General features: G+C 66.0%; 26 protein-coding genes. 20 read left to right on the forward strand and 6 right to left on the reverse strand.

Annotated elements, in window-relative coordinates:
• The first annotated feature begins 7 nt into the window (after positions 1-7).
• From nuoN to ACK4HL_RS07505, 12 genes are all read left to right on the forward strand, one after another.
• Positions 8-1,453 carry an NADH-quinone oxidoreductase subunit NuoN gene (gene nuoN, locus ACK4HL_RS07450; RefSeq protein ID WP_409758006.1) on the forward strand — a complete coding sequence of 482 codons (1,446 nt, stop codon included), beginning with the start codon at positions 8-10 and terminating at the stop codon, positions 1,451-1,453.
• Positions 1,450-2,199 (forward strand): biotin--[acetyl-CoA-carboxylase] ligase, encoded by a 750-nt coding sequence (locus tag ACK4HL_RS07455; protein ID WP_409758009.1) that lies wholly within the window; start codon positions 1,450-1,452, stop codon positions 2,197-2,199. Before nuoN ends, ACK4HL_RS07455 begins: the two co-directional genes overlap by 4 nt.
• Complete coding sequence (locus tag ACK4HL_RS07460) at positions 2,196-3,863, forward strand: ribonuclease J (protein WP_409758012.1); 1,668 nt, start codon at positions 2,196-2,198, stop codon at positions 3,861-3,863. The genes ACK4HL_RS07455 and ACK4HL_RS07460 overlap by 4 nt, the downstream gene beginning before the upstream one ends.
• A 78-nt stretch (positions 3,864-3,941) precedes the next feature.
• Entirely contained in the window at positions 3,942-4,751 is an 810-nt protein-coding gene (locus ACK4HL_RS07465; RefSeq protein WP_409758015.1) for a class I SAM-dependent methyltransferase, read from the forward strand.
• Positions 4,752-4,814: 63 nt separating this feature from the next.
• Positions 4,815-5,081 (forward strand): hypothetical protein, encoded by a 267-nt coding sequence (locus ACK4HL_RS07470; protein WP_409758018.1) that lies wholly within the window; start codon positions 4,815-4,817, stop codon positions 5,079-5,081.
• A gap of 120 nt (positions 5,082-5,201) precedes the next feature.
• Positions 5,202-7,445, forward strand: coding sequence for a DNA topoisomerase IV subunit A (gene parC / locus ACK4HL_RS07475; protein WP_409758021.1), 2,244 nt, complete (start codon positions 5,202-5,204; stop codon positions 7,443-7,445).
• A 48-nt stretch (positions 7,446-7,493) separates the two neighbouring features.
• Entirely contained in the window at positions 7,494-8,060 is a 567-nt protein-coding gene (locus tag ACK4HL_RS07480) for a histidine phosphatase family protein (RefSeq protein ID WP_409758024.1), read from the forward strand.
• Positions 8,061-8,103: 43 nt separating this feature from the next.
• On the forward strand, positions 8,104-8,733 hold the full coding sequence (locus ACK4HL_RS07485) for a TetR family transcriptional regulator (protein ID WP_409758027.1): 630 nt from the start codon (positions 8,104-8,106) through the stop codon (positions 8,731-8,733).
• A complete protein-coding gene (locus ACK4HL_RS07490) occupies positions 8,730-9,704 on the forward strand; it encodes an HlyD family secretion protein (protein WP_409758030.1) in 975 nt (324 codons plus the stop codon). The genes ACK4HL_RS07485 and ACK4HL_RS07490 overlap by 4 nt, the downstream gene beginning before the upstream one ends.
• Positions 9,701-10,630, forward strand: coding sequence for an ABC transporter ATP-binding protein (locus ACK4HL_RS07495; protein ID WP_409758033.1), 930 nt, complete (start codon positions 9,701-9,703; stop codon positions 10,628-10,630). The genes ACK4HL_RS07490 and ACK4HL_RS07495 overlap by 4 nt, the downstream gene beginning before the upstream one ends.
• Positions 10,627-11,757: an ABC transporter permease gene (locus ACK4HL_RS07500; protein WP_409758036.1), complete on the forward strand. Its 1,131-nt coding sequence runs from the start codon at positions 10,627-10,629 to the stop codon at positions 11,755-11,757. Before ACK4HL_RS07495 ends, ACK4HL_RS07500 begins: the two co-directional genes overlap by 4 nt.
• 106 nt (positions 11,758-11,863) lie before the next feature.
• Positions 11,864-12,622, forward strand: coding sequence for a hypothetical protein (locus tag ACK4HL_RS07505; RefSeq protein WP_409758039.1), 759 nt, complete (start codon positions 11,864-11,866; stop codon positions 12,620-12,622).
• Here the strand turns inward: ACK4HL_RS07505 and ACK4HL_RS07510 are convergent.
• From ACK4HL_RS07510 to ACK4HL_RS07520, 3 genes are all read right to left on the reverse strand, one after another.
• On the reverse strand, positions 12,585-13,337 hold the full coding sequence (locus ACK4HL_RS07510; RefSeq protein ID WP_409758042.1) for a hypothetical protein: 753 nt from the start codon (positions 13,335-13,337) through the stop codon (positions 12,585-12,587). The two genes, ACK4HL_RS07505 and ACK4HL_RS07510, sit on opposite strands and share 38 nt — an antisense overlap.
• Positions 13,338-13,507: 170 nt before the next feature.
• On the reverse strand, positions 13,508-14,437 hold the full coding sequence (locus ACK4HL_RS07515) for a DMT family transporter (protein ID WP_409758045.1): 930 nt from the start codon (positions 14,435-14,437) through the stop codon (positions 13,508-13,510).
• A gap of 131 nt (positions 14,438-14,568) precedes the next feature.
• The gene (locus ACK4HL_RS07520; RefSeq protein WP_409758048.1) at positions 14,569-15,309 is read right to left on the reverse strand and encodes an arginyltransferase; all 741 of its coding nucleotides are present in this window, start codon (positions 15,307-15,309) and stop codon (positions 14,569-14,571) included.
• Between the two features lie 85 nt (positions 15,310-15,394).
• Here ACK4HL_RS07520 and ACK4HL_RS07525 point away from each other — a divergent pair, with 85 nt between their 5' ends.
• On the forward strand, positions 15,395-16,276 hold the full coding sequence (locus tag ACK4HL_RS07525) for an NAD(P)-dependent oxidoreductase (protein WP_409758051.1): 882 nt from the start codon (positions 15,395-15,397) through the stop codon (positions 16,274-16,276).
• 25 nt (positions 16,277-16,301) lie between these two features.
• Here ACK4HL_RS07525 and hemB read toward each other — a convergent pair whose 3' ends face one another.
• The 3 genes from hemB to ACK4HL_RS07540 form a co-directional block, all read right to left on the reverse strand.
• A complete protein-coding gene (gene hemB / locus ACK4HL_RS07530; RefSeq protein WP_409758053.1) occupies positions 16,302-17,309 on the reverse strand; it encodes a porphobilinogen synthase in 1,008 nt (335 codons plus the stop codon).
• A gap of 121 nt (positions 17,310-17,430) precedes the next feature.
• Entirely contained in the window at positions 17,431-18,594 is a 1,164-nt protein-coding gene (locus ACK4HL_RS07535) for a hypothetical protein (protein ID WP_409758056.1), read from the reverse strand.
• A 184-nt stretch (positions 18,595-18,778) separates the two neighbouring features.
• Positions 18,779-19,648, reverse strand: a complete 870-nt coding sequence (locus tag ACK4HL_RS07540) for an extensin family protein (RefSeq protein ID WP_409758059.1) — start codon at positions 19,646-19,648, stop codon at positions 18,779-18,781.
• 269 nt (positions 19,649-19,917) lie between these two features.
• On the opposite strand from ACK4HL_RS07540, the gene ldtR reads away from it, so the two are divergent.
• From ldtR to ACK4HL_RS07575, 7 genes are all read left to right on the forward strand, one after another.
• Positions 19,918-20,436, forward strand: a complete 519-nt coding sequence (gene ldtR / locus ACK4HL_RS07545; protein WP_409758062.1) for a transcriptional regulator LdtR — start codon at positions 19,918-19,920, stop codon at positions 20,434-20,436.
• A gap of 239 nt (positions 20,437-20,675) precedes the next feature.
• Positions 20,676-22,595, forward strand: a complete 1,920-nt coding sequence (locus tag ACK4HL_RS07550) for a L,D-transpeptidase family protein (protein ID WP_409758065.1) — start codon at positions 20,676-20,678, stop codon at positions 22,593-22,595.
• A 195-nt stretch (positions 22,596-22,790) separates the two neighbouring features.
• Positions 22,791-24,203 (forward strand): serine hydroxymethyltransferase, encoded by a 1,413-nt coding sequence (gene glyA / locus ACK4HL_RS07555; RefSeq protein ID WP_409758068.1) that lies wholly within the window; start codon positions 22,791-22,793, stop codon positions 24,201-24,203.
• Positions 24,204-24,330: 127 nt separating this feature from the next.
• Positions 24,331-24,810 (forward strand): transcriptional regulator NrdR, encoded by a 480-nt coding sequence (nrdR, locus tag ACK4HL_RS07560; protein WP_409758083.1) that lies wholly within the window; start codon positions 24,331-24,333, stop codon positions 24,808-24,810.
• Positions 24,800-25,798 carry a bifunctional diaminohydroxyphosphoribosylaminopyrimidine deaminase/5-amino-6-(5-phosphoribosylamino)uracil reductase RibD gene (ribD, locus tag ACK4HL_RS07565; protein ID WP_409758071.1) on the forward strand — a complete coding sequence of 333 codons (999 nt, stop codon included), beginning with the start codon at positions 24,800-24,802 and terminating at the stop codon, positions 25,796-25,798. Before nrdR ends, ribD begins: the two co-directional genes overlap by 11 nt.
• A gap of 97 nt (positions 25,799-25,895) precedes the next feature.
• Positions 25,896-26,489: a riboflavin synthase gene (locus ACK4HL_RS07570; RefSeq protein ID WP_409758086.1), complete on the forward strand. Its 594-nt coding sequence runs from the start codon at positions 25,896-25,898 to the stop codon at positions 26,487-26,489.
• On the forward strand, positions 26,486-26,858 hold a 373-nt coding region (locus tag ACK4HL_RS07575; protein WP_409758074.1), incomplete at its 3' end, for a 6,7-dimethyl-8-ribityllumazine synthase. The genes ACK4HL_RS07570 and ACK4HL_RS07575, both read left to right, overlap by 4 nt.

The following is a 26,858-nucleotide window of genomic DNA, read 5'->3' on the forward strand; positions in this document are numbered from 1 at the left end:
GACGCTCATGTGGCTTCTCGAACAGGCCGATGCCGTGGCCGCACTTCCCGAGGTGGTGCTCGCACTCTTCGCGATGGCGCTGCTGATGCTCGGCGTCTTCCGAAAGGAGGATGCCTCGGGTACGGTGACACTGATCTCGGTCGTGGCACTGGCAATCGCCGGCGCGCTGGTGATCTGGGGTGGCGAGGGCAGGGCGGAAGCCTTCGCCGGCGCCTTCGTGTCCGACACCTTCGCGCGCGTGATGAAGGTGCTGGCGCTGTTCGGATCGGCCGTGGCGCTCGTGCTCTCCGACAGCTTCATGAAGCGCGACGGATCGCAGCGCTTCGAATATCCCGTGCTCATCCTGCTCGCCACCTCGGGCATGATGCTGATGATCTCGGCCAACAGCCTGATTGCACTCTACATGGGCCTCGAACTGCAGTCGCTCTCGCTCTATGTGCTGGCCGCCATCAACCGGGACTCGGCGCGTGCCTCGGAAGCAGGCCTCAAGTATTTCGTGCTCGGCGCGCTGTCCTCCGGCATGCTGCTCTACGGCGCCTCGCTGGTCTATGGTTTCACCGGCACCACCTCATTCCCGCTCATCGCGCAGCACCTCTCGGCCCATGGCGCGGGCATCGGCATGATCTTCGGCCTCGTCTTCATCATCGCGGGTCTCGCCTTCAAGATCTCGGCCGTGCCATTCCACATGTGGACGCCCGACGTCTATGAAGGGGCACCGACCCCCGTCACGGCCTTCTTCGCGGCGGCGCCCAAGGTGGCTGCCGTGGCGCTCATCACCCGCACCATGGTCGAGCCCTTCGGCGCCATCCTGCCGGACTGGCAGCAGATCATCGTGTTCATCTCTATTGCCTCCATGGCGCTCGGCGCCTTCGCGGCCATCGGACAGAACAACATCAAGCGCCTGCTCGCCTATTCATCGATCGGCAACATGGGTTATGCGCTGGTAGGCCTCGCGGCGGGAACCGCCGAGGGCGTGCAGGGGGTCGTCGTCTACATGATCATCTACATGATCATGACACTCGGCAGCTTTGCCTGCGTCCTCGCCATGCGCCGCCGCGGCCACATGGTGGAGGAGATCAGCGATCTCTCCGGCATTGCCCGCACCAACAAGGGGCTGGCCTTCGTCTTCGCCATGCTGATGTTCTCGCTCGCCGGCATTCCGCCGCTCGCCGGCTTCTTCGCGAAGTATTTCGTCTTCCTCGCGGCGGTGAAGGCGGGGCTCTATGCGCTGGCGGTGATCGGCGTCGTCACTTCGGTGGTGGGCGCCTACTACTATCTCCGCATCGTGAAGATCATGTATTTCGACGAGCCGAAGGAAGCCTTCGACGAGATGGATGGCGAGGTGAAGCTCGTGGCCTACGCTTCCGGCGCCTTCACGCTTCTCTTCGTCGTCCCGTGGATCGCGAGCCCCGTCATCGATGTCGCGGCGGCAGCCGCCAAGTCGCTCTATTGATCCTCGGTACCGGACATCCGGTCCGCCATTTCGACCGGATCGACTCCACCAATCTCGAGGCCCGCAGGCTCGCCGACGCAGGCGAGTGCGGGCCTCTCTGGCTCTGGGCAGGCGAGCAGACGCTGGGCCGCGGCAGGCTGGGGAGAAGCTGGGTGAGCGAGCCCGGAAATCTATATGCAACCTTTCTCTTCTCGATTGCCCAAGAGCCGCAAGCGGCGGCGCAGGTGAGTTTCGTCGCCGCGCTCGCGGTGCATGACATGGTCGAAGCGCTGCGCCCCGGCCTCGGCCCCCGCATCAAGTGGCCCAATGACGTGCTGCTCGGCGGGGCGAAGTTCTGTGGCGTCCTGCCGGAGGTGGTGGGAAGCAATCCGACCCGCATCGCCATTGGCTGCGGCGTCAATGTCGCGCATGCGCCGCAAGGCACGCCCTATCCGGTGGCGGCGTTGGGCAGTGATCTCGCGGTGGAAGACGTGCTGCGCGAGCTTGATCGCGGCCTGGCGCACCGCCTGAAGCAGTGGGACGAGGGGCATGGATTTGCCGCCATTCGCGCGGCGTGGGCCGAGCGCGCCCTGGGGCTCGGGGAGGGAGTCGCCGCAACGGCAGGAACAAAGCAACTCACCGGAACTTTCAGGGGACTGGCGGCCGACGGCGCGCTGCTGCTCGAAACCGCCGATGGTAACTTGATCCCGATCCACGCGGGCGAAGTGAGCTTCGCCGAACTCGAAAGGCTGAGACGGACGCGATGAACGCCAGGCGCAGAGCCGCACTCCCGCATGAACTCGTGTTTCTGCCGCTGGGCGGCACGGGCGAGATCGGCATGAATTGCTATTGCTACGGCTCCGGCCCTGCGGATGACCGGCACTGGCTCATGGTCGATCTGGGCGTGAAGTTCGGCGAGGACTCCGATCCCGGCATCGACGTGATCCTGCCGGACGTTGGCTTCCTCTCCGCCGAAAAGCCGCGACTTCACGCCATCGTGCTCACCCATGCGCACGAGGATCACCTCGGCGCAGTGGCCTGGCTCTGGCCGCAGCTCGAATGCCCTGTCTACTGCACGCCCTTTGCGGCCCAGATCCTGGCCTTGAAGCTCAAGGAGGCGGGGCTGGACGAGCAGGTGCCGGTGAAGGTGATGCCCGTCGGCTCGCGCTTCACCCTGGGGCCTTTCGCCTGCGAGTATGTCTCCGTCACCCATTCCATCCCTGAGCCGACCGCACTGCTCATCGAGACCCCGGAGGGCAGGGTGCTGCATTCGGGTGACTGGAAGATCGATCGGAAGCCGGTGCTGGGCCAGGGGATGGACGAAAGGCGCCTGCGCGAGATCGGCGGGAAGGGCGTCGACGTGCTCGTCTGCGATTCCACCAACGTGCTGCGCGAGGGCTTCTCGCCCTCGGAAGCCGAGGTTGCCGAGCGCATCATGGAGTTGGTCAAGCGTGCCGGGGGCCGCGTCGCCATCACCACCTTCGCCTCGCATCTCGACCGCATCGCCACGGCGATCCGCGCCGCACGCGCCACCGGCAGGGAGGTGGTCATCGCCGGCCGCGCCATGCGCAACACCATCGAGGCCGCCCGCGCCTGCGGCATGCTGAACGATTCGGGCCGCCTGCTCGACGAGGAGGAGTTCGGCTATCTTCCGCCGGACAAGGTGATGCTGCTCTGCACCGGGAGCCAGGGCGAGCCGCGCGCCGCCATCGCCCGCATCGCCGAGGACATGCACCCGCACATTTCTCTCGAACCCGGCGATCTCGTGATCTTTTCGTCGAAGACGATTCCCGGGAACGAGAAGGAAGTGGGCCGTGTGCTGAACAATCTGGCGCGGCTGGACATCGACACCATCACCGGTGAGGACGATCTCGTCCATTCCTCTGGCCACCCCCGCCAGGGCGAGCTCGCGATGGTCTACGAGTGGCTGAAGCCGAGGGCGCTTATCCCCATGCACGGCGAGCCCCGGCACCTGCGCACGCATCGCGATTTCGCGAAGGCGCAGGGCATCCGCGACGTGCTGATCCCGCGTGACGGCCACATCCTCCGCCTCGCTCCCGGTCCGTTGGAAAACATCGACGAAGCGCCCTTCGGCAGGCTCCACGTGGACGGTCGCCTCATCGTGCCGGGAGAGGACGGGCCCGCCAGGCAGCGCCGCAAGCTGTCCTTCGTCGGCATCGTCTTCGTCAGCATCGTGATGAATGGCAAGAGCGAGCTTGCGGCCGAGATCAACCTCCAGGCCGACGGCTTGCCTATCGGCCTGGAGGGCGAATTGCTGGAAGCCGCCGAGCTGGCCTTCGGCTCCACCCCCAAGCCGCGGCGGAAGGACAAGAACGCGCTGGCCGAAACCATCCGCACCTCGGTGCGCCGGGCGGCCGACATGATCTGGGGCAAGAAGCCCATCGTGAAAGTTACGGTGGTGCAGGTCTAGCCCGGCCAGTACCGCCGGTTGGTGGAAGCCATGCGCCGAGGGGCCTAGCCTCTGCGCTCCACGCGTGAGGGGTGCGTCATGACCGTTGCCGACAAGGTCTTCGCCGGCTCGATTCCCGCCATCTACGAAAGCCACATGGTGCCGATCACATTTCTCGGCTACGCGGCGGACATGGCGCGGCGGGTGGCAGCGGCGAGGCCTGTCGACGTGCTGGAGATTGCCGCCGGCACGGGAGCCGTTGCGGCGGAATTGGTGAAGCAGCTCCCCCGCGACAGCACCATCACCGCGACCGACCTCAACCAGGCCATGCTGGACGTGGCCATGGCGAAGCTTCCCAGCGGCAAGGTCCACTTCCGCGCCTGCGATGCGATGCAGCTTCCCTTTCCGCCACAGAGCTTCGACGCTGTCGTTTGCCAGTTCGGCGCCATGTTCTTTCCTGACAAGCTGACGGCCTACCGTGAGGCACGCCGCGTGCTGCGCGGGGGCGGGCGCTTTCTCCTGAGCGTCTGGGGCGATCTCGCGAGCAATCCCCTCACCAACGTTGTGAACGAGGCGCTCGCGAGGGCCTTCCCAACGGACCCGCCCGCGTTCTTCCGCCGCGCGCCCTTCGGCTATCATGATGTTCCCGCCATTTCCTCCACGTTGAGGGAGGCCGGCTTCAGCGGCGTTTCCGCGGACGCCGTGACCAAGACGAGCCGCGCCCCCTCGGCGGAATTCGCCGCCATCGCCCTCTGCCAGGGAACGCCCATGCGCGCCGAGATCGAGAGGCGGGCGCCCGGCCGCCTCGCCGAGATCACGGCGCTTGCCGCCCGCGCGCTGGCGCGGGAGTTCGGCGAAGGGCCCGTCGATTCCAACATGCGTGCCATTGTTTTCGAAGCGCATGCGTGAGGGGTACTTTACATTCGGTCATAATTGGAGGTAGATGCAACCCGAAGTATTCGGGAGGCGCAAATGTCAGATCCGGCTTGGGATGCAACGACGCAAAATCTGAGGTGGGTTCTCGTTCACGGTCAACCCGATCCCGAGGGCAAGCAGATCATGGTGGATGCCCTCACCAGGGCGGACTGGCATGGTTACTCCGAGCAGTTGCGCATCGGGTTCGAGAAGGCCTCCTCCCATGATCCGGAGGCGATCGTTGCCTTTAATCTCTGCCTCCACGCCGACCCTCGCAGGCTCTACAATCTCGCCCGCAGCATGCTGGGCATGCCGGAGGTCTGAGCCAGCCGCCCACGCGCATGCCAGCAGAGGCCGTTCGCTTTCTGTTCGCCTTGCCCCTTCCTGTGGGCTAAGAACGGGCCATCCATTCCCGGCACCTGACGGTGCTATAAGGCCCGAATCATGAGCAAGCACGTTCCCCCGCCGCAAGGCCCGAAAGACATCGAGAAGATCGACCTCAAGGAAGCGCTCGAGGAGCGCTACCTCGCTTACGCGCTCTCCACCATCATGCATCGCGCGCTGCCGGACGTGCGCGACGGCCTGAAGCCCGTGCACCGTCGGCTGCTCCACGTGATGCAGCTTCTCAGGCTCGATCCCAACGCCGCCTTCAAGAAATCCGCCAAGATCGTTGGCGACGTGATGGGCGGCTACCATCCTCATGGCGACCAGTCGATCTACGATGCGCTCGTTCGCCTCGCGCAGGATTTCTCCTCGCGTTATCCGCTGGTGGACGGCCAGGGCAATTTCGGCAACATCGACGGCGACTCGGCCGCCGCCTACCGTTACACCGAGGCGCGCATGACCGAGGTGGCCAAGCTCCTCCTCGAGGGCCTCGACGAGGACACGGTGGATTTCCGCCCGAACTACGATGGCTCGCTGCAGGAGCCCGTGGTGCTTCCCGGCGCCTTCCCCAACCTTCTGGCAAATGGTTCCTCCGGCATCGCCGTCGGCATGGCGACGTCCATCCCGCCGCACAACGCCTCCGAGCTCTGCGACGCGGCGCTGCATCTCATCAAGACGCCCAACGCCACCGACGAGAAGATCGCCCAGCTCGTGCAGGGGCCGGATTTCCCGACGGGCGGCATCGTCATCGACGATCGCGCCTCGATCACCGAGGCCTACAAGACGGGCCGCGGCGCCTTCCGCGTGCGCGCCCGCTGGATGCAGGAGGAGCTGGCGCGCGGCCAATGGCAGATCGTCGTCACCGAGATTCCCTATCTCGTGCAGAAGAGCCGCCTCATCGAGAAGATCGCCGAACTCCTGACCGCCAAGAAGCTGCCCCTGCTGGCGGACGTGCGCGATGAATCCGCAGAGGACGTCCGCATCGTGCTGGAGCCGAAGAGCCGCACGGTGGACCCGACGCTGATGATGGAGCAGCTCTTCCGCAACACCGAGCTCGAGGCCCGCATCCCGCTCAACATGAACGTGCTGAGTCACGGCAAGGTGCCGAAGGTGATGAGCCTCAGGCAAGTGCTGCGCGAGTGGCTCGACCACCGCAAGGAGGTGCTGGTCCGTCGCTCCAACTTCCGCCTGGCCGAGATCGCGCGCCGCCTCGAGATTCTCGAGGGCTATCTCGTCGCCTACCTGAACCTCGACGAGGTGATCCGCATCATCCGCGAGGAGGATGAGCCGAAGCCCGCCCTGATGGCGCGCTTCTCGCTCACCGACAACCAGGCAGAGGCCATCCTCAATATGCGTCTTCGCGCGCTGCGGAAGCTCGAGGAGATGGAGATCCGCGGCGAGCACCAGAAGCTCGTCAAGGAGCAGAAGGGGCTGAAGGCGCTGCTCAGGTCGGACGAGGAGCAGTGGACGAAGATCTCTGAGGAGATCAAGTCCGTTAAGGAGAAATACGCGAAGAAGACGCCCTTGGGCCGCCGCCGCACCGATTTCTCGGAAGCCCCGGAGATCGACGTCGATCTCGAGCAGTCGATGATCGAGAAGGAGCCCGTCACCGTGGTCTGTTCGGAGAAGGGCTGGATCCGCACCATGAAGGGGCATCTCGAGGAGTTCTCGGGGCTCTCCTACAAGGATGGCGACAGGGGCCAGTTCGTCTTCCACGCCATGTCGACGGACAGGGTCATGCTGTTCTCCTCCTCCGGCAAGTTCTTCACGCTTGATGTGGCGAAGCTGCCGGGCGGCCGCGGCCATGGCGAGCCGGTGCGCCTGATGTGCGACCTCGACGCGGCGGACTCGATCGTATCGCTCTTCGTGCATGTTCCGGGAACACGGCGGCTCCTCGCCTCCACCGAGGGCGACGGTTTCATCGTCGCGGAAGAGGAATGCCTCGCCAACACGCGCAAGGGCAAGCAGGTGCTGAACGTCAAGGCGCCGGTCGAGGCTGCCGTCTGCGTGCCGGTGGCGGAGGAGGCGACCCACATCGCCACCATCGGCGAGAACCGCAAGATGCTCGTCTTCAAGCGCGACCAGGTGCCGGAAATGGCGCGCGGAAAGGGCGTCAGGCTCCAGCGTTTCAAGGATGGGGGCCTGAGCGACGCCCGAGCCTTCAGGCTGAAGGACGGCCTCACCTGGACGGATTCCTCCGGCCGCAACTTCGTGGTGACGGACCTCAAGGAGTGGATCGGCGAACGCGCCCAGGCCGGCCGTGCGCCTCCCACCGGCTTCCCCAAGCGCAACAGGTTCGGCTGATCGCGCGCTCACCGCTGAACCGGCGCCCGCGTCCGGCGTATCAACTGCATGATCGCGCGCCGTTCGTTCTTGCTGCTGCCGCTTCTTCTGTCCGCCCCGCCCGCGCGCGCGGCAGATGCCTGGGCACCGTTGATGGAGGAGGGCGCCATTGTCCTTTTCCGCCATGCCAATGCGCCCGGCACCGGCGACCCGCCAGGCTTCGTCCTCGGCGATTGCGCGACGCAGAGAAACCTGGATGAGCGAGGCAGGGAGGAAGCCCGCGCCATCGGTGAGGCCTTCCGCCGCCGTGGGGTGGAGGTGGGCAGCGTGCTCTCCTCGCAGTGGTGCCGGGCGCTGGAAACGGCGGAGCTTGCCTTTCCGGGGCAGGTGCGGGAAGAGGCCGCGTTCAATTCCTTCTTCGGGCGGCGGCATGCCGCAACGGAGGCCACCGCTCGTGCCCGGGAGCTTCTCCTGCGCTGGAAAGGGCCTGGTACCCTGGTGGTGGTGACGCACCAGGTGAACATCACCGCGCTCACCGAACTCGTGCCGCGCCCCGGCGAGGGGATCGTCCTGCGGCCACATGACAACGCCCTCAGCCTTCTCGGCCGGATTCCTTCGCCCCCCGTGCAGAACTAGACGAAGGCTTGACTCCGTCTGACCCTCGGGTTAGTTCCGTGTTATGACTAACCGGTCAGTAATAAAAACGGGCAGCCGACGCCCGGACGCCCGCCCGGGGGAAATCCTCTCCGCCGCCCTCGATCTCTTCGCCGAGAGAGGCTTTGCCGCCACCCGCATGGAGGACGTGGCGCGGCGCGCCGGGCTGAGCAAGGCAGGGGTGTACCTCTATTTTCCTGACAAGACAGCGCTTCTGAAGGCGCTGGTGAACGAGATGGCGGGCGCCAACGTGGCGGTCGCCCGGGGTCTGGTTGAGCAGCACCAGGGAGCGGTCGGTCCGCTCATCTCCACCCTCCTCGTATTCCTGGCGCGGCAACTGCGGGATACGCGCTTCCCCGAACTGATCAAGGTGGTGATCTCCGAGAGCCGGGCCTACCCGGATGTGGGCCGAATCTATCTCGAGGGCGTCATTTCACAGGGGCTTCCGCTCTTCGAGGGCCTCATCTGCCGCGGCGTCGCATCGGGAGAGTTTCGCGAGGTGGATGCGGGTCTTGCGGTGAAGGCCATGATCGCTCCCATGCTCCTCTCCGCCATCTGGAAAACGGTCATGGAGCCCCTCGGCGCCGAGCCGCTCGACATCGAGGCACTCGCCGCGCAGCACGCCGAAACCTTTCTCCGGGGTCTCGCCCCGTGAGGCGGGTCCTGATCCCCGCGCTGGTGGTAGCGCTCGCCGGCACCGCCTTCCTTCTCCGGGATCGGTGGCTGCCCGCACCGCAAGGTCGGCTCGGCTACCTGGGCTACGTGGAGGGGGAAACGCGGCTCATCGGCGTTCCGCAGGCGGGCCGCCTCGTCAGCGTCTCAGCCGCCAAAGGCGCCAAGGTGGGCAAGGGCGCGGTGCTCTTTTCGCTCGATGCGGCTCAGGCCAACGCCGAAGTGGAGCGCGCCGCTGCGGCGGTGGCGGCAGCCGGAGCCGCAAGGGACAATCTCCTCACCGGCAAGCGGGAAGAGGAGATCGCCGTGATCCGCGCCCAGGTCGCTCAGGCGGAGGCCAACCTCGGTCTGGCTCGGAAGGAGCTGCAGCGCGCCGCCGCCCTTGCCCGCAGCGGCACCGCCGCGCAATCCCGCCTCGATCAGGCACAGCAGCAGGTGAACCTCTACGAACAGCGCATCGCCGAACTCGAGGCCGCCGAGAAGGTGGCGGCGCTTCCCGCCCGGGCGCCGGAAATCGAGGCCGCCGCCTCCCGCCTTGCCGAAGCCCAAGCGCAGCTCGTCGAGGCGAAGGCGCGCCTGGCGGATCTCTCGCCGGTGTCCCCCATCGATGCCACGGTGGACGACGTGTTCTTCGAGCCCGGGGAATGGGTGGGGGCCGGCCAGCCGGTGCTCTCGCTGCTTGCACCGGGAGATGTGACGCTTCGCTTCTTCGTGCCGGAGGCCACTCTTGCGAAGGCCGTGCCGGGCGCCACGCTGCGCTTTCGTTGCGATGGCTGCGACGGCGTGAAGAGCGCCACCATCACCAGCGTTGCGAGCGAGCCCGAATACACGCCGCCGGTGATCTATTCCGAGAGCGCCCGGAGCAAGCTCGTGTTTCGCGCCGAGGCGCGCCCGGATGCTCCCGACGCTCGGCTGCGGCCCGGCCTCCCGATCGAGGTGGAGCCCCTCCGGTGACCGCGCCCGCCATCGATGTCCGGGGCCTGGTCAAGGTCTATGGCAACCGCACGGTCGTCGATCATGTCGATCTCACCATCATGCCGGGCCGCGTCTGCGGCTTTCTGGGGCCGAACGGCTCCGGCAAGACCACGACGCTGCGCATGATCTGCGGCCTGCTGACGCCGGATGGCGGCGAGGGCACATGCCTCGGCCACGACATCATCCGCGAGAGCGCCGCGGTGAAGGCCCAGGCTGGCTACATGACGCAGCGCTTCGGCCTCTACGAGGACCTGACGATCCGCGAGAACCTCGAATTCGTGGGCCGGCTCTACCGGCTGCGCAACCTTCGCCGCATTGTCGACGAGGCGCTGGCGCGTCTGGGGCTGGCCACCCGCCAGCACCAGCTCACCGGCGCGCTCTCGGGTGGCTGGAAGCAGCGCCTCGCGCTGGCGGCCTGCGTGCTGCACCAGCCGAAGCTCCTGCTCCTCGACGAGCCGACGGCCGGTGTCGACCCGAAGGCCCGCCGCGCCTTCTGGGACGAGATCCATGCGCTGGCGGCCCAGGGCATCACCGTGCTCGTCTCCACCCATTACATGGACGAAGCCGAACGCTGCCACGAGATCGCTTACATCGCCTATGGCCGCCTCATGGCGCGCGGCACGGCGGAAGAGATCATCGCGGGCTCCGGCCTCTCGGCCCTCCTGGCCACCGGACCGGGGGCGGACCGGCTGGCGCCCCAACTCCGCGACGTTCCGGGTATCACGGCCGCTGCCGCATTCGGCACCACGCTCCATGCCTGCGGGCCGGACCTGGCCGCGCTGTGGCAGGCGGTGGCGCCGTGGCGAAACGGCGGGCTCCGATGGCAGGAGGCGGAGCCCACCCTCGAAGACGTCTTCATCCACCTCATGGGGCAGGCGCATGACAATGCCCTGGAACCGGCGTGACGGGCGCTGCCGCCAGGCTGTGGGCGATGATCCTCAAGGAGGCGCTGCAGCTCCGCCGTGACCGGCTCACCTTCGCCATGATGTTCATCGTGCCGATCGTGCAGCTCATCCTGTTCGGCTTTGCCATCAACGCCGATCCGAAGGGCCTGCCCACCGCCGTGCTCGTGTCCGAGCATAATGAAATGTCTCGCAGCCTTCTCTCCGCCATCGCCAACACCGGCTACTTCGCCATCACCGCGGAAGCCGCGACCGAGGCCGAGGCCGATGCGCTCCTCCAGCGGGGTGAGGTGCAGTTCGTCATCACCATACCGGGCGGGATGATGCGCAAGCTTGTACGCGGCGAGAAGGCCCAACTCGGCATCGAGGCCGACGCCACCGACCCGGCGACGACAGGCCCCGCCATCAACGCTGTGACACAGGCCGTGAACCAGGCCCTGGCCCGGGCGCTCGATGGCCCGCTCGCCGGCCTCCGCCCCCCGCCCCAGCCGATGGAAGTGGTCCTTCACCGCCGCTACAATCCCGAAGGCATCACCCGCTACAACATCGTGCCAGGCCTGCTCGGCATCATCCTCACCATGACCATGGTGATGATGACGGCGCTGTCGGTCACCCGCGAGCGCGAGCGCGGCACCATGGAGAACCTGCTCGCCATGCCGGTCAGGCCTTTCGAGGTAATGGCCGGCAAGATCGCGCCCTACATCGTCATCGGCGCGGTGCAGGTCCCTGTCGTGGTGGTGGTGGCGCGGCTCCTGTTCGGCGTCCCCTTCGTCGGCAGCTTCGCGGTCTTCGCCGCCGCCACCGTCCTGTTCATCACCATCAACCTGGCCATCGGCTTTGCCTTCTCCACCCTGGCCCGGAACCAGCTGCAAGCCATGCAGATGTCGATCTTCTTCCTCCTGCCGTCGATCCTGCTGTCCGGATTCGCCTTTCCATTCAGGGGCATGCCGGGCTGGGCGCAAGCCCTTGGCGAAGTCATCCCGGCCACCCATTTTCTGCGGATCGTCCGCGGCCTGATGCTGAAGGGAGCCTCCACCGCAGACCTTGCGAACGAGCTCGCGGTCCTGGCCTTCACCCTCGTCGCCGTCACCGCGCTGGCGGTGAGCCGCTACCGCGTCACCCTCGACTGACCGGCCTCTGCAGGAGGGTGCAGGCCGTTAAGTGATTGTTATCAGTCGGCCAATTATCCTTGGTTCAATCTTTGGTTGGGGCGGCGGGAAACGGATACGGCACGGAATGGCCAGCGAAGTGCACTGGGTCAATGATGGCAGGTTTCAGCCGGAGCTCGAAAAACCGGGCGCGGCGGCCGACGAGCGCGCCCTGCTTCAGCGCCAGGGTTATGTGAAGATCGTCGAGAGCGACACCGGGACGACGGTGCGCTGGAGCATGTTCTCCGCCAACTGGGCCTCTCTGTTCTTCGTGACGGAGTGGATCCACGGCGCCCGCGGACCCTTCCAGCTGCAGTATTATTCGGCCGGCTGGTTCAACGAGCGCTATGAGCATTCCTGGGAGGCGGCCGACCGCATCCACCACCTGATCTACAAGAGCGATGTCCACCTCTCGCAGACGGTCTACATCCAGGATGCGCCGGAGAACCGGGAGGACGTGCCGATGCTCCTCCAGAAGGCGCTTCACGACAACGCCATCGATGAGGATTACTCAATCGATTGCATGTACGACCCCTCATCTCAGAAGTTCCGCGTCACGCGGGTGGGGCCGCAGTCGACCATCGCCAAGCTGTGGGGCATGAACCCGGTGTCATACCCTTGCCTCACCGGCCACTCCTATGACCAGGCGGTGAGCCGGGTCTATCCGGAGGTGAGCCGCACCGGCGAGCCCCACTACGATCACATCTACGCCGCCATGGCCTCGGCCAATGGCGATGTCGTGTGGGTGCCTTATCAGCGGGTGGTGCTGCCCCTCAAGGTGGGCCGCAACAAGAAGGCCGTCCGCGTCGTCACGGAATTGGCGAAGGTTGATATCTCGCCTCTGTAGAGGCCATCTCCGCAATCGAGAATTCGAGATGCCGGCGCAGCGCGATGCCGATCCATTCGGCCTGCTCGGCACCGTCGGGCTCCCATTCCCAGGTCAGGAAGCTCTGCTCGAGATGGCCATAGCCCATGCGCACCATGTGGCCGCGGGTCGCCATGGATTGGCCGGTCAGCGCCCAGATCGCCTCGGGCTGCCACTTCACCATGGCCAGCATCATGCCGATCTTGGGAAACAGCGGAAAGCAGCCCTTGGCGTGCTTGTCGATCCACAATTCGCCATGATAGACGATCCGTCCGCGGAGCAAGTGCGAAAGCGAATGCTCCGGCGGCATCACCCCGCGCGGCACGATCATTTCGCGCCGCCGTGCGTAGAGGCCCATCATCCACCCCAGCACCCACTCGGCCAGGTTCGGGTCCGCGTCGTCGAGACGGAAGGCCTGCAGCCCCACGGTCTTGCCGTCCCTGTCGGCGACCGACATCCAGAAGCCGCGCTCGGCGAGGCTGCGCGAGGCGGAGGGATCGAACATGGGAGAGACGTCGCTCTTGCGCAGCATCTGGCGCTGCCGGGCGAGTTCGGGAAAATCCGAGGAGATGTTGAAGGTGAGCCCCTGCTGCGCTCCGCTGTCGAGCAGGGCCGACACCGCGTTGACGGTTCGCAGCGGGTCCGCCAGGCCGGTTTCCGAGCCGAGCGGCTGAACTCCCTGTAAACCGACGTTCAACGCAAACATACCGACCACCCCATGAACCAAGCCGGCGCAAAGCATCCGCGCCATCGTGCCCCGGGCCACCCATGCTTCTGCGGGGCACGACAATCATAAGTTCATCATGATTGTCTTAGTTTTGAATTAACGTCGACGTTACGTCAACCCGAAATTAACGGTAGGAGACGTCATGCCCCCGGCTGCAATGCGTGGGCGGCGCGCACCGTCCGCGCGAGGCGCCACCAGCTGTGGCACAACAGCGTGAGCACCACGATCGCACCGCCCAGCAGCACGCGTGCACTCGGCACCTCGGCGAACAGCACCCAGATCCAGATCGGCGTCAGAACCGTCTCCAGCATGAAGAACATGCTGACGTCGGCGGAGGGCAGCACCCGTGGTCCCCGCGCCAGCAGCACCGTGGCAAGCGGAATCGTGACGAGCCCGTTGAGCGCCAGCCACAGCCAGGCCTGCACACCGAAGGCGCCGGGCGCCATGAGTGCCATCGGCGAGACCTGGAAGAAGAGCAGGGCGAACAGCGCAGAGGAGAGGCTCCCGAGGGCGAGGCTGGTGGCCACCTTCTTGCCCGTCGCGCGGATGATCGTGAAGATGGTGGCCGAGCAGAAGGCCGAAACCAGCGCCAGCCCGTCGCCCACCCAGTTTCCGGTACGCAGCCCTTCGGAGGCGATGATGCCAGCGCCGATGAAGGCGGCGATCGTCGCGATCCAGGTATAGGCATGGACGGTTTCGCGCAGGATCATCCGGGACATGGCCGCCGCGATCACCGGCGTGAGCGCGATGATGAACACCACGTTCGCCGCGTCCGTGTGAACCACGGCCCCGATGTAGGACATGTTGCCGATCGTGCTGGTGAAGGCCACCGCGAGTCCCGCCATCCCGGCGAGGTAGGGCGTGCGGTCGCCCCGCGCCGCGCGTGAAAACGCCCAGCCGAGAGTGATGGCATAGAACAGGAATATCCCGCGCGTGAACACCATGGTCCACTGTTCCGCCATCGAGAGGCGGAGCAGCGGCAGGTCGAATGTGAAGAGAAGACCGCCAAGGGCGGTAATCAGAAAGGCCACCCTGATCTGCTGGATCGAGGGCTCGGGAGATCGGGACATGCGTTCCACGGCTTCGCGTTGCGATTGACACAAAAAAGCGGGATTCTATCGCAGCGTCAACCGGGTTGCAGCCGTTTCTGCGCGTACAGGTTGCCGTAGCGTGAATTCAACTTCGAAGGGTAAACACGTTCCTAACTCTCCTCTCCCCGGTAGAGGCTCCAGCCATCCGCTGTCAGCCGCTCCTGGGGCAGGAAACGGGCCTTGTAATCCATCTTGCGCGAACCGCGAACCCAATATCCGAGATAGAGGTACGGAAGCCCGAGGCGCTTCACCCGCGCGATGTTGTCCAGGATCATGAAGGTTCCGAGGCCGCGCTGTGCCTGATCCGGGTCATAGAAGCTGTAGATCATGGAGATGCCGTCGCCCAGAACGTCGATCAGCACCGCGCCGACGAGCCGCCCGTCCTCGTCCCCGCCGGTAATGCGGTATTCGACGAGGCGGCTGTCGACGAAATTGTCATCGACCATGGCCGAGAAATCGAGCACCGTCATGTCGGCCATGCCGCCATCGCCGTGGCGGGAATCGATATAGGCGCGGAACAGCGAATAATGCTCGGAGGTGGCCTGGCTTTTCACCACGCTGCCCGTAACGTCGCCATTGGCCTTGAGGGTGCGCCGGAAGCTGCGGTTGGGCGTGAAGGTGTTGACCGGCACCCGCACCGAGACGCAGGCCGCGCAGCCGTCGCAGGCCGGCCGGTAGGCGATGTTCTGGCTGCGCCGGAAGCCGCCCTGGCTCAGCTGCGTGTTGAGGCTGCGCGCGTCCTGCCCCACCAGATGGGTGAACACCTTCCGCTCGACCCGCCCCGGAAGGTAGGGGCAGGGGGAGGGGGCGGTGATGAAGAACTGCGGGAAGTTCCGCCGCTCGATACTCAATGTAGACCTGCCTCATGCTTGGTGGCGGAATTGATTCTAGCCCGTCCATGGCCTACGAGGGAAGCATCAATCGAAGGGGTGAAGAATGCGGGTTGCGTGGATCGGTCTCGGCGTCATGGGTTATCCGATGGCGGGTCATCTCGTCACGCGGGGCGGGCTCGCCGTCACTGTCTACAACCGCACATCCGCCAAGGCCGAACGGTGGTCCGAGGCTTTCAAGGGGTCCGCCGCCCCAACCCCGGCGCAAGCCGCCGAGGGTGCGGATTTCGTCTTCGCCTGTGTGGGCAACGATGACGATCTGCGCCAGGTCACGACGGGCCGCGAAGGTGCCTTCCGCACGATGAAGCCGGGCGCCGTCTTCGTCGATCACACCACGGCCTCGGCCGTCGTGGCGCGTGAGCTCCACGCGCTGGCGAAGCAGAAGGGCCTGGGATTCGTCGACGCACCGGTCTCCGGCGGGCAGGCGGGCGCGGAAAACGGCGTCCTCACCGTCATGTGCGGGGGCGACCCGGAGGATTATGCCAGGGCCGAGCCGCTCATCGTCCATTTCTCCCGCATGCGGAAGCTCCTCGGGCCAGCGGGCTCCGGCCAGCTCGCCAAGATGGTGAACCAGATCGCCATTGCCGGTCTTGTGCAGGGCCTCGCCGAAGCGGTCAATTTCGGCATGCGCGCCGGGCTCGACATGGAGGCGGTGGTGGAGGTCATCTCCAAGGGTGCCGCCGGCTCATGGCAGATGGAGAACCGCCACAAGACGATGATCCAGGGCAAGTTCGACTTCGGCTTCGCGGCAGACTGGATGAGGAAGGACCTCGGCATCTGCCTCGAGGAATCCCGCAGGAACGGCGCGCCGCTGCCGGTGACGGCCCTCGTCGACCAGTTCTACGCCGAGGTCCAGAAGCTCGGCGGCGGCCGCTGGGACACCTCGAGCCTCATCGCCAGGTTCCAGAACCTCGACAAGAGAAATTGAGAGGACGGCCGTCTCATCGCAACGTTCAGCCCTTGAGCTTGCGCGCCACGTCCACCGCGAAATAGGTGAGGATGCCGTCCGCGCCCGCGCGCTTGAAGGCCATCAGCGCTTCCGGGATCACGCGCTCGGGGTCGAGCCAGCCGTTGTTGCAGGCGGCCATCAGCATCGCGTATTCGCCGGAGACCTGATAGGCGAAGGTGGGCACGCCAAACTCCGCCTTCACCCGGCGCACGATGTCGAGATAGGGCATGCCGGGCTTCACCATCACCATGTCCGCACCCTCGGCAAGGTCGAGCGCCACCTCGCGCATCGCCTCGTCGCTGTTGGCGGGGTCCATCTGGTAGCTGCGCTTGTCGCCCTTGAGCGTGCCGGAGGAGCCCACGGCGTCGCGGAAGGGCCCGTAGAAGCCGCTCGCATACTTGGCGCTGTAGGCCATGATCTGAACGTGCGTGAGGCCCTTGTCCTCCAGCGCGCCGCGGATCCTGCCAATGCGACCGTCCATCATGTCGGAGGGCGCGATGATGTCGCAGCCGGCCTCCGCCTGCACGAGGCTCTGCTTCACCAGCGCCTCGAGCGTCGCATCGTTGAGGATCTCGTCGCCCTCCATCAGCCCGTCATGCCCATGGCTCGTATAGGGGTCGAGCGCCACGTCGCACATGATGCCGATCTCCGGCACCGCCTTGCGGATGGCGCGCACCGCCTGGCAGACGAGATTCTCCGGATTGAAGGCCTCGCGGGCATCCGCCGTGCGGAGCGAGCGCGGCGTGTTCGGAAACAGCGCCACGGCGGGAATTCCGAGGTCCGCCGCCTCCTTCACCTTGTCCGTGACGAGGTCCACCGAATAGCGCGTAACACTCGGCATGGAGGAAACCGCCTCGGTCCGCCCGGTGCCCTCGATCACGAACACCGGCCAGATCAGGTCATGGGGCGTGAGCGTGTTCTCGCGCACCAGCGCGCGCGACCACGCCGTGCGCCGGTTTCGGCGCATGCGGGTGGCGGGAAACGCCGGCCCACTCTCGTGTCTCTGTGTCATGCCCCGCTCTTAACAAGATGTTGCCTCTCCGCGCAACGGCGTGGTCAGTTGGCCAAGCTGAGCCTGCGTTCGAGCCGGCTGATCATGGGCCCATCGGCGAGCGCTGTCCCTTTTGCTTGGGTTAGGCCAGGGCGGCCCAATGGTTTCTTGTGACCTGATACGCAATGATCACCGGAATGCTGTTCATCACCAGCAAAGATCCGCCTTGGTCTCCCGCGATCGAGTACCGCGTGTGTCCGTCGGCAGTGAGTTCTTTCGAGACCGATGCCACTCCGCCGTAGAACACGATGAAAGTGTTTGATCCATCCTCCTCTTCCCAGATGGTGTCGTGGCCATTGCCGTACGTCCAGTAATAGTAATCTTCTCCCCTGCCGCCCCAGAGCTGGTCATTCCCCACCTGTCCCAAGAGATGGTCGACGCCCAGTTCGCCGCGGAGCTCATCGTCACCTTTCTCGCCATAGAGCTTGTCGCTTCCGGAGCCTCCCCACACGCGGTCGCCGTCTTCACCGCCATACACCGTATCGTCGCCCTCACCGCCGGCGATTAAGTCTAACCCGGCCCCTCCGTAGATGAGGTCATCGCCGCCTCTTCCGTCCAGAATGTCGGCGCCACCTCTTCCGTAGATTTCATTTGCTTGGTCATTCCCGAGAATGGTGTCAGATCCGCTCGTCCCCCAGACATTCTCCAGATCCTCGATGACCAGCCAGTAGGCGAATGTGCCCTCTCGAAAACTGCATTGCATCGTCAGCAAATCAATCGAGATCCAGACGGATGTCCCGTTCACCCTCGAGAAGTCGATCCCGTCCGAGCCCGAACCGCCCAGATAAATGTCATTTCCACAACTGCCTTCGACGATGAACCTGTCGTCCCCTGAGCCGCCCTCCATGCGGTCATCGCCGGTGCCTGCCCAGAGGCGGTCGTTTCCATCAGCGCCATAGAGATGGTCGTTTCCTTTATTCCCCTTGATTATGTCATTTCCGTCCCCGCCATAGGCGGTGTCGTTGCCTCCCAAGCAACTGATCGTGTCATCTCCCTTGTAACCAAAGATGACGTCGTTTCCGTCCGTTCCATTGAGCGTGTCGTTCTTGTCCGTACCGTAGATGAAATTCGTACTGTTGACGGAAGCTTTCTGCGACGGAAATTCGACCAGGGCTGATGCGGCGATGTCCGCTTCGGCACCGATGCTCCAGAGCGCATTGGTTTCCTCCTCGCGGACCGAAACCCTGCGCCTGCGCCTACTCCCTGGGGCGTCGCCAACATTTATGGAGAATAGGGGCTCGATCATTTGGGTTCCTCATGGTTAACACTGCCCGGGCAGGCCGGAACATGACCACGGCAAACGGGATGAGTGCCGTTGGTGCCGCACACGGCCTCTAAGGCAGAGAAGCGTCCTAAACCCAAGGCTCAACCAATATCAACCAAAAAGAGAAATAATGTTCATTATCGGCATGGACGGCTGGGCGGCGCCCTTATTGGCAGATCCGGTAGTCCCCCTTCCGACGCAGGACGTCCACGTGGAAGTGGTCGCCGTGGTACGGGTCCGAGCCGGGCCCGAGCACGGTGGTGAAATGGGCGCAGGCGCCTTTCCGGATGTCTTCGAGGAAGGAGCCGTTCTTCGAGATGCCGATGGCGCCGAGCAGGCCTTCGCCCCAGCTGCCGCTGCCCCCCACGGCGACGTCCGTCCGCTTGGCGAAGGAGAAGCCCGCCATGTCCAGCGCGTTGGCCCGGCCATGTTCGGAGAGCTTGCCGGAGGATGAGTTGTTGCGGCGCCGGCAGGCATAGGAGGTGCCGGCACTGACTTCCGTCACCTCGGTCCCGAGGCGTCGGCGGGCGGCGGGCTGCACCGTTTGGGCGATCCAGTCATGGAGCGCCGCCGCCATGTCGCAGGTGAGGGTCGCCGGCGGGGAGATAGCCACCCCGGCGACGCGGCTGACCGAGACGGGGGCCGGCGCCCCGCAGGAGCCTTCCCCGCCCAGCGGGCCGAGCGCCTGGTAATCGATCTCTCTTCCCTCGAGCAGCTTGCCGCAGGCCTGCCGCGCCTCGGCGACGGCGGCAGCGGGCCAGCCCGCCCTTTCTTCCTCCGGAGGCTCTTCCGTTTCCGAAGGTTTTTTCGTCTCGGCAGGGGTCTCCTCCTCCGGAGCCTTGCCCGGCCCGGTCGCCTCTGCCCCTTGGCGCGGGCGAAGCCTGGGGATGGGCGGCATTTCGCCCGGAGGCGCCTCTGCCTCGCGCGCGGCATCGGGTCCGGGCCGCAGCTTCGGCTTCGGCACCGGCCCTTCCGCCGGGGCCGGCTGGGCCAGCGCCACAAGGATGAGGCACGAGAGGAGCGGAATGGCTTTCACGGAATCAGTCTTCCCATGTGAAGGCGGCGGTCGCAAGGCAGCCCTCCGGATCTTGGCAATCGATTCACCCTCTGCCTCAATCGCCTCTTAAGCGGCTTTGGGAAGACTCTGTAAACGCTAGAGGGAATTGCGCCAAATATCTGAAATTCTAAGGATATGTTTACTCAAGCTGTTGAGCGCGCCTTAAGTCCTTGGCCAGTACTTTCATACGCGAAGAGGGGACATGGTCATTGAGAAGCCAGCCCCGGTTCAAGGGTAAGGTGGACAAGATGCAGAGTGATATGATGGGGGCGGTTCGCCCTTCCGCAGCCGGAGAAACCGGCCGCAATCCGGTCAAGCCCCGATACCTCGAGGCGCTGAACCTGATCGAGCGCCTTCACCGGCGCCTGCTCGACGTCATCAAGGATGATTTCGAGCGCCACGGAGAGCCCGAGGTGAACCCGGTCCAGGCGCTGTTGCTCTTCAACATCGCCGATTCCGAGCTCACGGCGGGCGAGCTCAAGACGCGCGGCCACTACCAGGGCTCCAACGTCTCCTACAATCTGAAGAAGCTGGTCGAACTCGGCTACGTGCACCATGAGCGCTCGGCCACCGACCGGCGCTCGGTGCGGGTAAGGCTGACGCCCAAGGGCCAGTCGATCCGCAACCGCGTGGACGCGCTCTATAACCGCCAGATGCTGGCGGTCGAGCAGGTGGTGGGCCTCGGCCCCGATGAGCTCGAGCGCATCAACAAGGCACTCACCCGGCTCGAGCGCTACTGGACCGACCAGATCCTCTATCGCCTCTGAGGTGGCGTTGCCATTTCGCTGCAAGCGGCAATGACGGGCCGTGCTGTTGCCGAAATGCAGCAGCACGGCCCTGAATGTCTCGGCCCGGGCCGGCGGGGCCCTGCCCATCGCATTCTTGCCGCATTTCCCCGGCTTTCCATGGCGGCATTGTGGCCCGGTTTTGACGAGTCGGCAGAGGGCTGGTATTGAGGTCCGCTGTGCCGGGGCAGGGCTGGACGGTCGAGGGAGTGAAGTCATTGATGAAGGTCAGCGCGTTGCTGCAATCGCGGCGGTGTCTCCGGGGCGTGTCGCTCGCCGTCGTCCTGTCTGTCGCGGCCGGGCTCGCTATGCCGGCAGAGGCATTCGCCGAGGCGCAGAAACCGAATTTCTCGCAGCTCTTCAAAAAGAAGAAGGGCGCCTCCGGCGAGCCGACGAAGAAGTCCAACGCCAACAGCACCGCGCATTCCCAGGGTTCCGGCCAGAAGGCCACGACCGAGACCGCCGTCGTCAATGACGGCAGCATGGCGCCCTTCGTCACCGCCGACAGCGCCGCCGCCATGGAAGCCATGGCGCAGAAATATTCCGCGATCGTCTCCGCCGGCGGCTGGCCCAAGGTGCCGGGCGGCAAGTCGAAGAAGGGCTCGAAGGGCAGGGCGGTTGCCGCCCTGAACCAGCGCCTCTTCGTCGAAGGCTATCTCCGCAAGGAGGCCACCGAGGGCGAGTTCGCCGAGCTCTTCACCAGCGCCACGGAAGACGCGCTGAAGCGATTCCAGCGCAACCACGGCCTCGCCGTGACGGGCGTGATCGACGGGCCCACCCTCGTGACGCTCAACGTGCCCGCCGAGAAACGTCTCGCCACCATCAGGGCGAACATCCCGCGCCTTGCGGAGTATTCCAAGGATCTCGGCAGCCGCTACATCGTCGTCAACATTCCCGCCCAGCAGATCGAGACGGTGAGCGACGGCAAGGTCTATTCGATCCACAACGCCGTCGTCGGCCGCCCCTCGCGCCCCACCCCGGTGGTGATGACGCCTCTCACCGTCGTGCGCTTCAATCCCTACTGGAACGCGCCGGCCTCGATCGTCGAGAAGGACATCCTGCCCCGCATGCTCTCCAAGGGCCCGTCCAAGATCATGCGCGAGATGAACATGAAGGTGTTCGACGGCGTGGGCGGCCCCGAGGTCGATCCCGACAGCATCAACTGGCGCCGCGTGCGGGTGGACGACTATCACTTCCGCCAGGAGCCGGGCGGCTCCAACGCCATGGCCACCGCCAAGATCGAGTTCAACAGCCCCTTCGGCATCTACCTCCACGACACGCCCGAGCCGCATCTCCTCCACACCGCGAGCCGGTTCTACTCATCGGGCTGCGTGCGAGTCGACAAGGTCGCCATCCTGATCGACTGGATCCTCCAGGGCCAGGACGGCATCGGCAGCGCCAGGATCGCCGAACTCGGCGAGACTCTCGAGCGGCTCGACACCACCATCGCCACGCCGCCGCAGCTGCGCGTTGCCTATCTCACGGCCTGGCCGGCGAAGGACGGCGTCGCCGCATTCCGCCCCGACGTCTATGAGCTGGACGGATCGGGCTTCGTCGTGGGCCAGCCGCTCCCGGTGGGCGAGACGATGGATGGCCAGCGCTTCGTGCTGAAGCCCATTCCGCGCCTCCAGGAGGAGATCGACACGGATGACGGGCTCGGCTTCGCCTCGCTGTTCCGCAACCGCAACCCGGACAAGCAGGATGTCACCGCCCGCAGCCGCTCCGCCCGGAGCGACAGCCTGATCGACCTCGATTCCGGTAAGGACAAGAAGGCCAAGAAGAAGACGGCGACCGCCAAGTCCCCGGCCACCACCCGCAACACCTGGCGCGGCCGCAGCCCCGACAGGATGAGCGCTTCCGAAACCGCCGCCCGCCAGGAGGGCGATGCGAAGGTGGATGCGAAGAAGAAGCCCGTGAAACAGGCCAAGAAGGTGGTGAAGAAGGAAAAGGCCCAGGCCGCCGCCAAGAAGGCGGACCCCAAGGCCGCCACCGCCAAGAAGACGGCGGCCCAATGCAAGCCCGGAGCGGACGGCAAGCTGCCCAAGGGCTGCAAGCCGGCGGAGGCGGCGAAGAAGCCTGCCGCCAAGCCCGTGGCCAAGGCCGAGGAGAAGGCCGGGAAGACGGCCAGCGCCGCCAACTGATCACTCGTGCCCTGATGCGCGCGCTGCCGGGCGGGGGCGATCCCCCGCCCGAATGCGTTGCGGACGGCGCAAACGGAATGCGCCCTGCCGCTTGCGTCCTCCTCTCGCGGGTTGCCAAAGATGTATCTGGACCGCGAAGGCGCAATCTGCAAATTGCCCCGCACCGTAGTTGAACGCGCTCGAGAGGATTCGAACATGGCGAAGAAATCCGTGAAGAAGGCGGCGAAGCCGGCGAGAAAGGCCGCCGCCAAGGCCAAGGCCAAGTCCCGCCCGGCGAAGAAGGCCGCGAAGCCGGCCGCCGGGAAGACGCGGGCGGCGAAGCCCGCCAACCGGCCGCTCTTCCCCGGCTTCTTCAGCGACGCGCTCGCCAAGACGGACCCGAAGGTGGCCAGGGCCATCGCCCAGGAGCTCGGCCGCCAGCAGCACGAGATCGAGCTCATCGCCTCCGAGAACATCGTCTCGAGGGCGGTGATGGAGGCCCAGGGCTCGATCATGACCAACAAGTATGCGGAAGGCTATCCGGGCCGCCGCTACTATGGCGGCTGTCAGTATGTGGACATCTCCGAGCAGCTCGCCATCGACCGCGCCAGGCAGCTCTTCGATTGCGCCTATGCGAACGTGCAGCCGCACTCGGGCGCCCAGGCGAACCAGGCGGTGTTCTTCGCCCTCATGCAGCCGGGCGACACCTACATGGGCCTCGACCTCGCCTGCGGCGGCCACCTCACGCACGGCTCGCCCGTCAACCAGTCGGGCAAGTGGTTCCAGGTCGCGCCCTACAAGGTGCGCGAGGACGACCACCTCATCGACTATGACAAGCTCGCCGCCCAGGCCCAGGCGGTGAAGCCGAAGCTCATCATCGCCGGCGGCTCGGCCTATCCGCGCATCCTCGATTTCAAGCGCTTCCGCGAGGTCGCCGATTCCGTCGGCGCGAAGCTGATGGTCGACATGGCCCACATCGCCGGGCTCGTGGCGGGCGGCGTCCACCCCAACCCCCTCGAATATGCCGACGTGGTGACGACGACGACCCACAAGACGCTGCGCGGCCCCCGCGGCGGCCTGATCCTCAGCCGCGACGAGGACCTCGGCAAGAAGATCAACTCGGCCGTCTTCCCGGGCCTTCAGGGCGGCCCGCTCGAGCACGTGATCGCCGCCAAGGCCGTGGCCTTCGGCGAGGCGCTGAAGCCCGCCTTCAGGAAATACGCGAAGGCCGTGGTGGACAATGCCCGCGTGCTCGCCCAGGCGATGATCGACGGCGGCTCGGACCTCGTCTCCGGCGGCACCGACACGCACCTGATGCTGGTCGACCTCCGCCGCAAGGGCGTGACGGGCAAGGCGGCGGAACAGGCGCTGGGCCGCGCCTTCATCACCTGCAACAAGAACGGCATCCCCTTCGACCCCGCACCCTTCACCATCACCTCCGGCATCCGCCTCGGCACCCCGGCAGGCACCACCCGCGGCTTCGGCGCGGCGGAGTTCCGCGAAGTCGGCGCCCTCATCAACGAGGTGCTGGACGGCCTCGCTGCGAACGGTGAGCAGGGCAACGCCAGGGTCGAGAAGGCGGTGGCGTCCAAGGTCAAGAAGCTCACCGCCCGCTTCCCGATCTACTGATCCTTCCCCCTCTCCCGTGGCGTGAGCCATGGGAGAGGGTGCCCGGAGGGCGGGTGAGGCCCCCCTTGACCTCGCGCCGCATCTTCCTCAAGAGATGGTGCACAACCATCCCAAGAGACCCAATCCCTTGCGCTGCCCCTTCTGTTCCAACGAGGAAACCCAGGTGAAGGACAGCCGTCCCACCGAGGACGGCACCGCCATCCGCCGCCGCCGCTACTGCCCGGATTGCTCCGGCCGCTTCACCACCTTCGAGCGCGTGCAGCTGCGCGAGCTGATGGTGGTCAAGAAGTCCGGCCGCCGCGTGCCCTTCGACCGCGACAAGCTGATGCGCTCGATCCAGGTGGCGCTGAGGAAGCGCCCGGTGGACCCGGAGCGGGTGGAACGCATGGTTTCCGGCATCGTCCGCCGGCTCGAGAGCCTGGGCGAGAGCGAGATCAAGTCAGAGACCGTCGGCAAGCTCGTCATGGAGGCCTTGAAGATGCTGGACGACGTCGCCTATGTGCGCTTCGCCTCGGTCTACAAGAATTTCCGCGAAGCCAAGGACTTCGAGGAGCTCCTGGGCGAGCTCTCGGGCGAGGACGACAACGGCGAGACCGGTGACAACTGACGACGCCCGCTGGATGGACTACGCGCTGCGCCTCGGCCGGCGCGCCCTCGGAACGACCGCCGAGAACCCCAATGTCGGCTGCGTCGTCGTCAGGGAGGGCAGGGTGGCGGGCATCGGCTGGACGCAACCCGGCGGCCGCCCGCACGCCGAAACGGAAGCGCTCGCCATGGCCGGCGAAGCGGCGCGCGGCGCCACCGCCTACGTGACGCTCGAGCCCTGCGCCCACCACGGCAGGACAGGCCCCTGCGCCGAGGCGCTGGTGAAGGCCGGCATCGCCCGCGTGGTGACCGCGATCGAGGACCCGGACCCGCGCGTCTCGGGCGGCGGCCACGCCATCCTGGAGCGCGCCGGCATCGCCTTCGAGTCCGGTCTCCTGGCGGAAGAGGCCCGGCGCGACATGGCGGGATTCTTGACTCGGATGACCAGGAAACGCCCGCAAGTGATTCTGAAGCTTGCGCTTTCCGCCGATGGCAAGATCGCAGCCGGCGTCGGAAAGCGCACCGCCATTTCCGGGGCTCAGGCCAGGGCCCGCGTTCATCTCCTGCGTGCGCAGTGCGATGCCATCCTCGTCGGCCTCGGCACCGTTCTGGCGGATGACCCGGAACTCACCTGCCGCCTGCCCGGGCTCGGGCACCGCTCTCCCACACCCTTCGTGCTGAGCCGGAAGGCCAGCCTACCGCCCGCCTCGCACCTCGCCCGCCGGGGGGCCGAGGTGCTGCGCGGCGAGGTGCCGGAGGCATTGGCGGAGCTGGCCCGCCGCGGCATCAACCGCCTCCTCGTCGAAGGCGGCGCCCGCGTCGCGCGGAGCGTTCTCGAGGCGGGCGTGGTGGACGAATTCCACCTCATCCGCTCGAACGCCATGCTCGGCCCCGAAGGCGTGGATGCGCTCGCCGGCCTGCCCCTCGAACAGGCATTGCAGCCATTCGCCACGGCGAGCGAGGAAAAGCTTGGGAGCGACCTCCTGACGGTCTATGAACCCCGGCATTGAGCGATCCACCCCTTCTCCCGCCGAAGGGGGGAGAAGGTGGCGCGGAACGCGCCAGATGAGGGCCCTCGCGGCCGTTGGAGAGACTGAAGACCACCCCATGTTCACCGGCATCATCACCGACGTCGGCGCCGTACGCGCCATCCGCAAGGCGGGCGACACGCGTTTCGAGATCGCCACCGCCTATGATCTTTCCACGGTGGACATCGGCGCATCGATCGCCTGCAACGGCTGCTGCCTGACCGTGGTCGAGAAGGGAGGGGACTGGTTCGCCATCGAAGCTTCCGCCGAGACGCTCTCGAAGACCACGCTTGAAGACTGGAAGGACGGCACCCGCATAAACCTCGAGCGCGCGCTGAAGATCGGCGACGAGCTCGGCGGCCACATCGTCTCTGGCCATGTCGACGGTGTTGGCGAGATCGTCTCGATCACGCCGGAGGGGGATTCGAAGCGCTTCCGCATCCGCGTGCCCGCGGGTCTGGCCCGCTACATCGCCCCCAAGGGCTCTGTGGCGGTCGACGGCACCTCGCTCACCGTCAACGAGGTCGAGGGCGAGGTCTTCGGCGTCAACATCATCCCGCACACCCAGGCCGTCACCACCTGGGGCGCCATGCGCGAGGGCCAGCGGGTCAACATTGAAATCGACATGCTGGCGCGCTATGTCGCCCGCCTCACCGAGAACAAACCGACATGAAGACCGACAAGACCACAGAGCCCGTCGAGCAGGTCCGCGCCCACATCCTCATCCTCGAGGCGCGGTTCTATGCCGACCTTTGCGACGAACTCTGCCGCGGCGCCATCGCGGCAATCGAGAGGGCCGGGGCCACGTGGGAGCGCCTGGCCGTTCCCGGCGCCCTCGAGATCCCCGGCGCCATCGCCATCGCCCACGAGACGGGCCTCTATCACGGCTACGTGGCCCTGGGCTGCGTGCTGCGCGGCGAGACCACCCACTACGACATCGTGGCCAATGAGAGCGCCCGCGGCATCATGGGCCTCACCACCGAGGGGCTGTGCATCGGCAACGGCATTCTCACCTGCGAGAACGAGGCCCAGGCCTGGGCCC

The organism is Aestuariivirga sp. (genome assembly GCF_046294715.1).
Classification (GTDB): domain Bacteria; phylum Pseudomonadota; class Alphaproteobacteria; order Rhizobiales; family Aestuariivirgaceae; genus Aestuariivirga.

Coding starts and splice junctions, on each gene's coding strand:
- nuoN (WP_409758006.1), top strand. CDS start 8: ATGTGGCTTCTCGAACAGGCCGATGCCGTGGCCGCACTTCCCGAGGTG.
- ACK4HL_RS07515 (WP_409758045.1), bottom strand. CDS start 14,437: ATGTCCCGATCTCCCGAGCCCTCGATCCAGCAGATCAGGGTGGCCTTT.
- ACK4HL_RS07505 (WP_409758039.1), top strand. CDS start 11,864: ATGGCCAGCGAAGTGCACTGGGTCAATGATGGCAGGTTTCAGCCGGAG.
- glyA (WP_409758068.1), top strand. CDS start 22,791: ATGGCGAAGAAATCCGTGAAGAAGGCGGCGAAGCCGGCGAGAAAGGCC.
- ACK4HL_RS07525 (WP_409758051.1), top strand. CDS start 15,395: ATGCGGGTTGCGTGGATCGGTCTCGGCGTCATGGGTTATCCGATGGCG.
- ACK4HL_RS07460 (WP_409758012.1), top strand. CDS start 2,196: ATGAACGCCAGGCGCAGAGCCGCACTCCCGCATGAACTCGTGTTTCTG.
- ACK4HL_RS07480 (WP_409758024.1), top strand. CDS start 7,494: ATGATCGCGCGCCGTTCGTTCTTGCTGCTGCCGCTTCTTCTGTCCGCC.
- parC (WP_409758021.1), top strand. CDS start 5,202: ATGAGCAAGCACGTTCCCCCGCCGCAAGGCCCGAAAGACATCGAGAAG.
- ACK4HL_RS07470 (WP_409758018.1), top strand. CDS start 4,815: ATGTCAGATCCGGCTTGGGATGCAACGACGCAAAATCTGAGGTGGGTT.
- hemB (WP_409758053.1), bottom strand. CDS start 17,309: ATGACACAGAGACACGAGAGTGGGCCGGCGTTTCCCGCCACCCGCATG.
- ACK4HL_RS07485 (WP_409758027.1), top strand. CDS start 8,104: ATGACTAACCGGTCAGTAATAAAAACGGGCAGCCGACGCCCGGACGCC.
- ldtR (WP_409758062.1), top strand. CDS start 19,918: ATGCAGAGTGATATGATGGGGGCGGTTCGCCCTTCCGCAGCCGGAGAA.
- ACK4HL_RS07550 (WP_409758065.1), top strand. CDS start 20,676: ATGAAGGTCAGCGCGTTGCTGCAATCGCGGCGGTGTCTCCGGGGCGTG.
- ACK4HL_RS07570 (WP_409758086.1), top strand. CDS start 25,896: ATGTTCACCGGCATCATCACCGACGTCGGCGCCGTACGCGCCATCCGC.
- ACK4HL_RS07535 (WP_409758056.1), bottom strand. CDS start 18,594: ATGATCGAGCCCCTATTCTCCATAAATGTTGGCGACGCCCCAGGGAGT.
- ACK4HL_RS07465 (WP_409758015.1), top strand. CDS start 3,942: ATGACCGTTGCCGACAAGGTCTTCGCCGGCTCGATTCCCGCCATCTAC.